The sequence below is a fragment of the Acidicapsa ligni genome (assembly GCF_025685655.1).
In the GTDB taxonomy this organism is placed as follows: domain Bacteria; phylum Acidobacteriota; class Terriglobia; order Terriglobales; family Acidobacteriaceae; genus Acidicapsa; species Acidicapsa ligni.
Genome location: NZ_JAGSYG010000005.1, coordinates 84905 through 95796 on the forward strand (window position 1 = coordinate 84905; position 10892 = coordinate 95796).

Genomic DNA, 10892 nt, shown 5'->3' on the forward strand with positions numbered 1-10892 from the left:
CAGCCGAGACTGTGTTTAACGGCCTTGCGCCCGTATAATCGTTTGGAATCATGGTGAGAGACGGTTATTTCTATGGTGCGGGTCTGCTGGTTGCGGCTGCGCTCCTTTTTTGGTTGACGAGCTGGCCTTTGGCGCTCGTTCCTGTGTTGCTGGCTGCGTTTTTTCTCTGGTTTTTTCGCAATCCTTCGCGGACAATTCCAACTGGGCCTGGGCTGATTGTTTCGCCCGGCGATGGCCTGGTTACGGAGACGGTGCGTTTGGAAACTCCAGACGGCCCACGACAGCGAATCAGCATCTTTCTAAGCGTGTTTGATGTTCACGTGAACCGGTCTCCGATTGCCGGAACGATCATCGATGTTCGCTACCAGAAAGGCCTCTATCTGAACGCGATGAATCCTTCGTCGGCAGACAAGAACGAACAGAACATTGTTACCGTTCGGAGCGATGGCCCGGGTGGCTACGAGGTCACGTTCAAGCAGATCGCCGGTCTGCTGGCACGGCGTATCGTGTTCGAGCCCAGGCTGGGAGACAAGCTGGGGCGGGGTGAACTAGTCGGGCTCATCAAGTTTGGTTCGCGCGTGGATGTACTGCTACCTGTCGAAGCGGAGTTGCTGGTGAAAAAAGGTGTTCGCGTTAAGGGCGGCTCTTCTGTGCTGGCCGCGATGCCTGCCGGCGGAGCGCGCTCGTAATGTCACGTCTGCAAGATGAGGATGCTGTAGCACGCGCTGGTGCGCGAGCGGCGCGTATGCGGCGTGGGATGTACGTGTTGCCTTCGCTGTTTACGGCGGGAAGCATCGGGGCTGGGTATTTCGCGATCACCCAGACGATGGAATCCATGACTGCAATTCAGTCCAGTGGAGAGCATCTTGACTGGGCCGCGAAGGCTATCTGCTTTGCAATTCCTTTCGACGCGCTCGACGGGCGCATTGCCCGCATGACCAATACGACGAGCGAGTTTGGCAAGGAGCTGGATTCGCTGGCCGATGCCATTACCTTTGGCGTGGCTCCGGCTCTGCTGGCTTTTGCCTGGGGTTTTCATTCGCTGCCGGAGACTCCCTCGCCGGAGCTGCATCACCTGATCCTCCAAGTCGGTTCCTTTGTCTGCTTTCTCTTTTTGCTTTGCGGCGTTTCTCGTCTGGCCCGCTTCAATATCAGCCACGATGCCAAGCCGAGGAACCCGGGTCGGCAGGACCGCAAGTATTTCGTCGGAATGCCGATTCCGGCGGCAGCGGGCATGATCGCGTCCACGGTCTACTGCTGCAATGGATACACGATTCCCAACCGGTGGCTGGCAATGGCCTGGATTGTCCTGGTTGGGCTGTTGGGTTTCCTGATGGTCTGTACCTGGAGATTCTGGTCGGGCAAGGAGATCAATCTCGCTCGCACCCAGCCGTTTCAACTGCTGGTGGTGCTTGCGATTGTGCTGTTCATCCTGATTCGCTTCTCTCGCGGTGCGCTTTTCCTTATGGCGCTGACTTACATGTTCTCTGGAATATGGGCGAGGGCGGCGTACTCGTGGTCGCGACGGCGGCGGCAAATACCCAGAGGGGCCGTTGCAGAAGAGCGCTACGGACCGCCAATGTTTACGGGAAACTCGGCAGATCCTCATGCGGATATGCACGATACGCATATGCACGGCGATCCAGAGGCCTGGCAGGAACGCGGGCCGGAGCCGGAATATAAGCAGGGCGACCTGTATACGCACTCCAATCCAGAACGAAACGAGCAGGAACCTGGACCGAATGGCTACTGAATACAAGATCGCGCTGGTGGGCGCCTCCTCACTGCTGGCTAAAGAGCTGAAAGAGGCGCTGACGGAATCTCCGCTGGCAAGTGCCAGTTTTTTACTGCTCGACGAAAAAGATGCGCAAGGGCAACTGGACCAGATTGGCGACGAGGTTATCGTGGTGCAGTCGGTCGAGACGAACTCGTTCGAGGGGATTGATTTCACGTTTTTCGCAGGCAGTGAAGAGCAGACGAAGGGATATTGGCGTCATGCCGTCCGCGCCGGCTCGATGGTGCTGGATTTGAGTGGTGCGCTGGATGGCGAGCCCGGTGTGCTGGTGCGAAGTCCGTGGCTGGGAGACTCGATTGACTCGCCGGATCTGCTGACCAAGGCGATTGTCCCGGCCAATGCGGCTGCGTTGGCGCTGGCACTGCTGCTGGATCGTTTGCAGGAGATTGCCGAAGTGAAGTTTGTGGCGGCGACAGTGTTGCAGCCTGCATCGGAGTTCGGCAAGGATGCGCTGGATGAACTGCACCAGCAGACGGTGAGCCTGTTGAGTTTTCAGACCATGCCGCGGGCGATGTTCGATACGCAGGTGGCCTACAACATGCTATCCAGCTTTGGCGAAAGTGCGACGGCAAACCTGGCGAATGCCGAATCCCGCATTCGCCGTCACTATGCCGCGCTGGCCGGAAACAAGCTGCCGGAACTGCGGTTGCAACTGCTGAATGCGCCGGTGTTTCATGGGCACACTTTTTCGATATGCATTGAGTTGGATCGGGCGTTGCCGCTTTCTTCGATTGAGGATGCGCTTGGTGGAGAGCATCTCGACCTGGTGTTGGAGGCGACGGATTCACCTTCAAATCTGGCTGCTGTCGGACAAAATGATGTGCTGGTCTGGCTGAAGCCGGAGCCGCCGATCGCCGCAGATGCGGAGCGGGGAAGTGGCGAGATCAGTCGATTCTGGCTGTGGGCAGCGAGCGACAACCTGCGTCTTACGGCGTTGAATGCAATCGACTGCGCGCTTGATCTGCGCCGCTTGAGGCCCAAGGGACAGGTGCAGTAGCCTGATTCAGAGCCTGCCCGATCAGATTCGGCCTGAATCGAGATAGCGTATCCAGGCCTGTTCGATATAACTGTCTGTCATGCCTGCGATGTAGTCGGTGACGACGCGAGCGACACCTTCCCTGGTTACGCGGGCGAGGTGGTCGCCGGGCAGCAATGCGGGATCGTTGATCAACGCGGCAAAGAGCGTCTTGACCACTTCTTCGGAGTGGACATGCTCCTCTTCCATAATCGGCGACTGGTAGAGGCTGGCGTAGAGGAAGCTCTTGGCCTGCTTCCGCTTCTCTTCCATCGGTCGGCTGAGACGGGCGATTCGATGGGGTGTCTGGCGTAGGTCGGCCAGTGTTTCAATGCCCAGATCGCCAACCTGGCGAACGACCTCCTGCATGAGATCTGTTACCAGCGCGTTCAGCATGTGTTTGAGTGCTTCGTTGGTCAGCAGTCCTGGCTCAGCGGCTGGGAACTCGTGTTTAGCGGCGGCATAGAAACCGGCAAAGAGCGGGACCTGTTCCTGCACGAGGCCGAGTTCAAGAATGCCTGCGGAAAGTCCATCTTCGAGGTCGGCGGTGAGGTAGGCAATTTCGTCCGCGAGGTCGATCAGTTGCGCTTCGAGCGGTGGTTGTTGATCGAGCATGTATTCCGCGAGTTCGGGATATCGATCTGCCGGGTAGTCACGTGAATGTTTGATGATGCCTTCGCGAACGCCGAGGGTCAGGTTTAGTCCGCGGAAGGCTGCGTATCGCTCTTCAAAGCTGGTAACAATGCGGAGCGCATGCAGGTTGTGATCGAAGCCGAGTGCATGACCGCGCAGGGCTTCGTCTAGCGCCTTTTCTCCGGCGTGCCCGAATGGAGGGTGGCCTATATCGTGAACCAGTGCGAGGGCTTCGGCCAGCGGAGTGTTCAAACCCAGAGTGGATGCGAGGGTTCGCGCAATCTGCGTTACTTCAAGCGTGTGGGTCAGGCGGCTGCGTGTGTGATCGCTCTCGGCGCGATTGCGTGTGAACACCTGAGTCTTGCCGGAGAGGCGTCGAAAGGCCTTGGCATGGAGGATGCGTGCGCAATCGCGAACGAAAGCGGATCGGTAGGGATGCGGCGCCTCCGGGTAGGATCGTTGCGATAACGGGTCGAGGGCGTCGTCCGAAACGGCAATGCGTGGAGGAAGCCTGAGTTCCAGCGCGTTGTTTTGTGCAGCAGTCATGCTTTTCTCCCACTCAAGAGTAAATCGTCCGGGCCATGCAATTAGTAAACGATTGCTTTCATTCGAGGGCTAAATGCGTTGGACAAGCGATGTAGCCCGGAGTACACTTCCCGGTACTTTGGCAGAGGTCAAGCGGACGAACTGAGTTATGTAGCATCAGGTCGGCCAGATATTCCAGTGGTCTTGCTCTTACACGGAGGTTCAAGCTATGACATCGATCAGAAGGCTAATTGCGATTGCGATTACCCCGGCGCTTTTTATGGCGACAAGCTGTGGTCGCCACTCTACTTCGGAGGTTTTCTACCTCATTGCCGCGAACCTTTCGCTGCCGTATTGGAAGACAGCGGAAACCGGCTTCAACGCGGCAGCAGCGCGATACAGGGTAACAGGCAAGGTGGCTGGGCCGGATAACTACGATCCGCAGGCCGAGTTACAAGAGTTGAATCATGCGGTTGCGGCCAAGCCAGCGGGCATATTGATTTCGGTGGCGGACGAAGGGTTGCTGAAACCCGGTATTGACGCGGCAATTGCAGCGGGTATTCCAGTCATTACCATCGACTCAGATGCGCCGAGCAGCCGAAGGCTTTTCTTTATCGGAACCAACAATCTGGATGCAGGGCATCTGGGTGGAGAACGGATAGCAGAGAGACTTGGAGGGCGCGGAAACGTGGTCTTCTACTCCATGCCTGGGCAGCCGAACCTGGACGAAAGACTGCAGGGATACAAAGATATCTTTGCAACGCATCCCGACATCAAGATCATCGACGTTGTGAATATCAAAGGCGATGCGCGCAATGCGTTCGATAACACGCAGCAATACCTGGCGCAGACAGGAGTTGCCAGGGTGTCTGCGTTCATTTGCCTGGAGGCTTCCTCGGGTAAGGTGGTTGCGGATGCGGTGCGGCGTCAAAAGATAACGGACCGCGTGGTGGTTGCCATGGATGTGGATCAGGATACGCTTGCGGAGATCAAGGATGGAACGATTGAAGCAACTATCTCTCAGAAGCCTTTTACGATGGGTTATGTCGGATTAAAGCAGCTCGATGAGATCTTTCATAACATGCCTAAGTCGCTTTCCAAGGACTATAGCGTGGATGCTTTTGCGGAGTATCCTGTGTTTATCGATACGGGCACCGCACTGGTAGACAAGGCAAACGTGGATGTTTATGCGAGGTCTGCCGCGGATCATCAATAATAAGTCGAAATAGTAATAAGTCGAGGCAGTTAAATAAGAGAGCCGCAGCGGATGATTCCGGCTGCGGCTCTCTTATCTGGTACGCAAGTTAGTATCGCGAGTTATGGCTTGGCGTCGCCGAGGTGACTTTCCTGCTTGGCCAGCTTGACTCTCGCGCCTTCGAGCTTCTTTTGCACTTTGGCTACGTCCGTGGCTTCAACGTCTGCGGAGGCTGATTTCGCGTATTCCGCAATAGAAATCTCCCATTGAGAGGCGGCGAGGCGAATGCGCCCGGTCTTTTCGTAGAGGTCGCCCAGGTGATCATGCACGGAGGGGTCGGTTGATGTGCGCTCGACGGCCTTGCGCAGATTGTCTTCTGCGGACTCGTACTGGCCGAGCTTGAAGTAGACCCAGCCCAGCGAGTCGAGATATGCGCCATTCATCGGCTCAAGCTCAACGGCTTTGCGAATGTACTTGAGCGCGTCTGCGTAGCGGGTGGTCTTGTCGACCAGCATGTAGCCGAGATTGTTGAGGGTGATGGCGCTGTTCGGATCGATCTTCAGCACTTCCTGAAAGAACTGCTCCGCTTGATCGTAGTGCTTTTCGCGCTCGGCGAGAGCACCCTTCTGCAGGTACAGGTTGACCTTATCCTCTTTGCTCGTGGAGTAGGGCTCGGCCTTGGCCAGCGCTTCTTCTGCTTCCTTCCAGTGCTTGAGGCGCAACTGAATCTGGGAGATTTGCAGATAGACATCGCGGTCGGATGAGTTGCCCTTCAGCAAGCCGTTGGCCAGTGCGAGACCTTCATCCAGTTTGCCGGTATCGGCCAGTTGCCAGGCCAGCAGCAGTTTGAGATCGCGGTCGTTGGGGTTGGCGGCGACAGCTTTGCGGCAGACATCCGTTGCCTCGTCGAACATCTTTGCATCGCGATAGGTATCCACCTGGCCCTGATAACCGCGCTTGGCGAAATCACCGCCGAGGTCGACCATTTTCTGATAGGTGGCGATAGCCTCGGGAGTCTTGTTCTCCTCGTGATAAACGGCGGCGAGGCGTTCGAGAAAGATGCTGCGGTTGGTTTTTTCTTCCTGGGTGTAGGCGCCGTTGGCGTGCTCGGTGGCGTCGACCATCTGCTTGTAAACAGTTACGGCTTCGTCATAGCGGCCAAGAACATCGAGCAGGAGGCCCTCGTTGTATCCAGCCTCAAGCGAGCTGGGGTCTTTGGCGCGGGCTTTGCGAATGGTTACCAGTGCCTGCGCATACTTGCCCTGCCTGCGTTGAATTTCGGAGACGCGATCCAGTGTTGCCACGTCATCCGGGTCGGCCTGAAGCAACTGTTGAAACTGCTTCATGGATTCGTCCAGTTGATTGTCGGCGAGCAGGACCTGGGCCAGAGCACGGATCACATCGAGGTTCTCCGGATCCATGTCCACGGAGCGTTGATAGGCCGCGATGGCCTTCTTCAAGTCCTTGAGCTGCTCGTAGGCTGCGCCGAGAGCGAACTCCATCTTGCCGGAGCGATCATTGACCGGAACGGCTTCGAGGATGTCTGCGGAGCGCTTGACGTCGCCATTCTCTGCATAGAGCCGGGCGAGGTTGAGGATGGCATCTTCCGATCCGGGATCGATGGACTGCGCGGCTTTGAACTGGGCCTCGGCCTTGGCGCTGTCGTGTTTCACGGTATAAAGCTGGCCCAGCAGAAGATGATTTTCGATGCTCTTGGGCTCCAGCGTTATGATCTTGGTGTATTCGGCTATGGCCAGGTCCAGAACCTTGGCACTGGGGCTGGATTGGTTGTCTGAACTCTGCTCCTGCCCGAGGGAACGCAGGTAGATGCGACCGAGGAGCTTGTGCGCTTCGAGGTTTTGATCGTTCTTCTTGATCAGTTCCTGCGTGGTCTGGATGGCTTCGCGGACGCGCCCGGCGCGGAAGTACAGCTCGGCCAGCCCTACGGACAGTTCGGGCGAGTCGGGGTCGGCATTCAGCGCGAGCTTGTACTCTTCCACGGCACGGGTTACGAATTCCTGGCGGCCGTAGTTGATCGCCATGTCCTCATAGGTGTGAGCGAGCGCGGCATGGTAATACGCGGTGGCTCGATCAACTGCAGGGGCGGGCGTAGCAGCCGGAGCGGAAGGCTTGGCGGCGATAGGCGCAATGTTGACTTCCGATCCCGCCGGAGTGGGAGAAGTCGTGGCCTGTGCATAGGCCAAAGGAGACAGGCTGCAGAGTGAAACTGTGGCGATTGCGGCAGCTGCAACGGCCAGAAACCTGGAATTCCTGCGAAGTATTTGTTGGTGCTCGTCCGTCATGTTCGGCATTCCCACACTCTCAAGGGATGGATGATCCGACTTCCGGCTATCTTCATCGGGCGATTGATTGCCGGGGGAAGTGCTCCGAAAGGCTGGCTGTCGAGGCGCAAAACCGCGTTTAGCGACAGGACCATCAACTTATTTGACGATTGTATCTCGCAAATGGTTCAAAGGTCTTTCGGGCTGTACGAGGCAGAGGATTGGGTCGGAATAGTCCAAATGCAGACGGGATTGAAGACTGGGTTGAAGGCGGGTCGAAATCCGAAAATGACACGGTATTACCAGACTGGTTATTGCCAATGGATGCCGCTCCGATGATGGCTGCGGCATCCATTGCTGTTTCTAGTGGCGGAAGTGGCGCATTCCAGTGAAGACCATGGCCACTCCGAGACGGTCGGCGGCGGCGATCACTTCAGCGTCCCGCACCGAGCCGCCGGGCTGGATGACTGCCGTTGCTCCGGCTTCGATGACTGTTTCCAGACCGTCGGGGAACGGGAAAAAGGCGTCGGAGGCGGCCACGCAACCGGCCAGGGGAAGGACAGCCTTCATCGCGCCGAATCGGGCTGCATCTACGCGGCTCATCTGACCGGCGCCGACGCCGATGGTCTGCCCGTCTTTGGCGTAGACGATCGCGTTTGATTTCACATGTTTACAGATGCGCCAGGAGAAGAGCAGGCTGGCCATCTCTTCCGGCGACGGAGCGCGTTTGGTGACGATTTTCAGGTCGGCTTCGGTAATGTGGCCCGTATCGGCGTCCTGGAGCAGCAGGCCGCCGGAAACCTGCTTGACGGCTGGTTTGGCGGGCGCGGAGTTGACCCGAACCAGACGCAGGTTTTTCTTTGTCGCGAAGATGGCCAATGCCTCGGGGGTGAAGGCCGGGGCGGCAATGGCTTCGACGAAGAGTTTGGCGATGATGATGGCGGCTTCTGCGTCTACTTCGCGATTGATCCCGATTACTCCGCCGAAGGCTGAGACGGGATCGGCGGCGAGCGCTTTTTCATAGGCTTCGAGGACAGATGCCCCGGTAGCTGCTCCGCACGGATTGGTGTGCTTGATGATGGCGACGGCGGTTTCGGGGAACTCTTCCGCAAGGGCCCAGCAGGCATCCAGATCTACGAGGTTGTTGTAGCTCAGTTCTTTACCCTGGAGCTGGCTGGCGTTGGCGATTCCGAGGCCGGAGCCGTCGGCGTAGAGGGCGGCGCGCTGGTGCGGATTCTCGCCATAACGCAGCGACATTGCCTGGGGAAGATTGATGCGGAGCGTTTGCGGCAGGGTTTCGCTGTCAAAAGTCGCGGGAGATTCAGGCTCTGGTGCTTCGAGCACCTGATCGAGCGCGTTGGAGATGGCTGTGTCGTAGGCGGCGGTGGTGGCGAAGGCCTGTTTCGCCAGCTTCCAGCGAGTCGCGCGGGTGAGGCCGCCGCCATTTGCCTGCAATTCCTCGGCGAGAGCGGTGTAGTCGCTGACCCGGGTGACGATGGCGACATCTTCAAAGTTCTTGGCTGCGGAGCGCACCATCGACGGGCCGCCGATGTCGATGTTCTCAATAAGGTGGCCGAAGGCTACGCCAGCCTGAGCTGCGGTTTTTTCAAAGGCATAGAGATTTACGACTACCATGTCGATTGGCAGGATGCCGTGCTCGGCAACTGCTGCCTCATGCTCGGCCTTGCCGCGGATGTAAAGCAGTCCGCCGTGGACGCGCGGATGGAGTGTTTTGACGCGGCCGTCGAGCATCTCCGGGAAGTCGGTGAGTTCGCTGATGTCTTTGACTGTCAGGCCGGCTTCACGCAGGGCTTTGGCTGTTCCGCCGGTCGAGATCAACTCCACACCGAGGCTGGCGAGCGCCTGGGCAAAGGCCACGAGGCCGGTCTTATCGGTAACGCTCAGCAGTGCGCGGCGAATCTTCTTTTCCTGTAAAGATGACACGTTTTCGTCCTTTAATTCTGAAATGCGTGCGGCCTGCCGGGTTTGTGCTGCGATTACAGGCCCACTGGTTAGGGTACATCGAATTGAAGAATGGATGCCGTCTCACAATGCTGCGACTAAGTTTCTGGCTTGCATTGCCAGTCATTGGTAACCGAACTACAGTAGTGATATGGGAAGTTACTCTACTCCTCCTGACTTTCCCGCACGACAGGCTGAGATTTTGCCTCCCGCGACGGACGATAACTTTGCACAGGAAGCGGAACTGCGCGCTGTGCGCGAACGTGGTTCCGGGCGCAGATCCGGGGCTCGGTCGTGGGCGCATGCTCCGGCGACCTATATTTTGGTGGGCATCAATTGCCTGGTGTTCCTGGGCATGGTCTTCTCCGGCGTTTCCATAATGAACCCCACGACGCAGCAGTTGATGCATTCGGGAGCCAATAATCCCGTACATGTGCTGATTTACGGGGAATGGTGGCGCATTATCACTGCGATGTTCGTCCACGTAGGCATCATTCACCTGGCGACGAATATGTGGTGCCTGTGGAATCTTGGCTTGCTGGCAGAGCCGCTGCTTGGCCCGGCTGGTGTGTTCGCGGCATACATTCTTTCGGGTGCGGCAGGGAATCTGCTTTCAATTGGCTATGACTCATTTTTCAAGTCGGGAACGCTGGTGGGAGCGGGTGCGTCAGGCGCGGTCTTTGGGATCGCGGGCGTGCTGATCATCCTGCTTAAGTCGAAGCGGCTGCCTATTCCACCTAAAGAACTCGCAGGTTTGCGGCGTTACGTTATCTATTTTGCGCTGATTAATTTTGTACTGGGCTTTGGCAGTATGGCGGTGCGGACGGCAGTCCAAATCGACAATATGGCCCACCTGGGAGGATTTCTCGGTGGAATCCTGTTTGCGCTGCCGCTGGTGCCGCTGATCGGTTCGCCGCGACCGCTCTTCCGGTTTCGTCTCCGGTTGGCTATCGGGTTACTTTGCAGCGTGCTGGTCTTTTTCAGCTTCTATATCAGTACCGCAGTCGCAGTGACGAAAGACACGCCTACCGAACAGCAGTAGCTGCGAATTTCTTCACCATGGCGAGCAGCAGCTTGCGGTCGCTCTCGTTCAGATTGGTGGAGTAACGCCGAATCTGGGTGAGGAAGCGCAGCTCATCGTCGGACAGCTTCTGCGTGTTCAAATCGCGATTGAGCGAGTCCTCTGCAAAAAACTGTGCAATGGGCAGGTCGAGCGCCTGGGCAATCTTGGAAAGGGTGTCAAGCGAGGGGACCGTATGACCGTTCTCGACGCGCGAAAGATAGCAGCGCAGCAGACCGGTCTTCTTTTCAATATCTCCCTGCGAGAGGCCTTTTTGCAGGCGATGTCCGCGAATCGTAGTCCCGATTTTCATCGTTTGAAGTCCCGTGTAACCTATGCTCCCGAGGATTGTCTCTCGAAGTAGCAACTCTTGAGGTGTTGTCTCAATAGTTAACATGGCAAATAAGCAAAAAGCAAGCCATTTT

9 protein-coding genes are annotated in these 10892 nt (G+C 57.3%); 5 read left to right on the forward strand and 4 right to left on the reverse strand.

Going from position 1 to position 10892, the window contains the following annotated elements; genetic code table 11:
* Window positions 1–50: 50 nt before the first annotated feature.
* The 3 genes from OHL19_RS17265 to OHL19_RS17275 are packed head-to-tail and all read left to right on the forward strand — an operon-like array spanning window position 51 to window position 2792.
* Window positions 51–689, forward strand: a complete 639-nt coding sequence (locus OHL19_RS17265; protein ID WP_263359029.1) for a phosphatidylserine decarboxylase — start codon at window positions 51–53, stop codon at window positions 687–689.
* A complete protein-coding gene (locus tag OHL19_RS17270) occupies window positions 689–1753 on the forward strand; it encodes a CDP-alcohol phosphatidyltransferase family protein (RefSeq protein ID WP_263359030.1) in 1065 nt (354 codons plus the stop codon). Before OHL19_RS17265 ends, OHL19_RS17270 begins: the two co-directional genes overlap by 1 nt.
* Window positions 1743–2792 carry an Asd/ArgC dimerization domain-containing protein gene (locus tag OHL19_RS17275; protein WP_263359031.1) on the forward strand — a complete coding sequence of 350 codons (1050 nt, stop codon included), beginning with the start codon at window positions 1743–1745 and terminating at the stop codon, window positions 2790–2792. The genes OHL19_RS17270 and OHL19_RS17275 overlap by 11 nt, the downstream gene beginning before the upstream one ends.
* Before the next feature lie 21 nt (window positions 2793–2813).
* Here the strand turns inward: OHL19_RS17275 and dgt are convergent, their stop codons facing one another.
* The gene (gene dgt / locus OHL19_RS17280) at window positions 2814–3989 is read right to left on the reverse strand and encodes a dGTP triphosphohydrolase (RefSeq protein ID WP_263359032.1); all 1176 of its coding nucleotides are present in this window, start codon (window positions 3987–3989) and stop codon (window positions 2814–2816) included.
* 208 nt (window positions 3990–4197) lie between these two features.
* On the opposite strand from dgt, the gene OHL19_RS17285 reads away from it, so the two are divergent.
* Window positions 4198–5184 carry a substrate-binding domain-containing protein gene (locus OHL19_RS17285; protein WP_263359033.1) on the forward strand — a complete coding sequence of 329 codons (987 nt, stop codon included), beginning with the start codon at window positions 4198–4200 and terminating at the stop codon, window positions 5182–5184.
* A gap of 101 nt (window positions 5185–5285) precedes the next feature.
* Here the strand turns inward: OHL19_RS17285 and OHL19_RS17290 are convergent, their stop codons facing one another.
* Together OHL19_RS17290 and purH are read right to left on the reverse strand one after the other, a co-directional pair.
* Entirely contained in the window at window positions 5286–7475 is a 2190-nt protein-coding gene (locus OHL19_RS17290; protein ID WP_263359034.1) for a tetratricopeptide repeat protein, read from the reverse strand.
* Between the two features lie 333 nt (window positions 7476–7808).
* Window positions 7809–9389: a bifunctional phosphoribosylaminoimidazolecarboxamide formyltransferase/IMP cyclohydrolase gene (gene purH, locus OHL19_RS17295; protein ID WP_263359035.1), complete on the reverse strand. Its 1581-nt coding sequence runs from the start codon at window positions 9387–9389 to the stop codon at window positions 7809–7811.
* A gap of 169 nt (window positions 9390–9558) precedes the next feature.
* Here purH and OHL19_RS17300 point away from each other — a divergent pair, with 169 nt between their 5' ends.
* Window positions 9559–10449 (forward strand): rhomboid family intramembrane serine protease, encoded by an 891-nt coding sequence (locus tag OHL19_RS17300; RefSeq protein WP_263359037.1) that lies wholly within the window; start codon window positions 9559–9561, stop codon window positions 10447–10449.
* Here OHL19_RS17300 and OHL19_RS17305 read toward each other — a convergent pair.
* Entirely contained in the window at window positions 10433–10780 is a 348-nt protein-coding gene (locus OHL19_RS17305; RefSeq protein WP_263359038.1) for a helix-turn-helix domain-containing protein, read from the reverse strand. The genes OHL19_RS17300 and OHL19_RS17305 overlap by 17 nt on opposite strands.
* Between the last annotated feature and the right edge of the window lie 112 nt (window positions 10781–10892).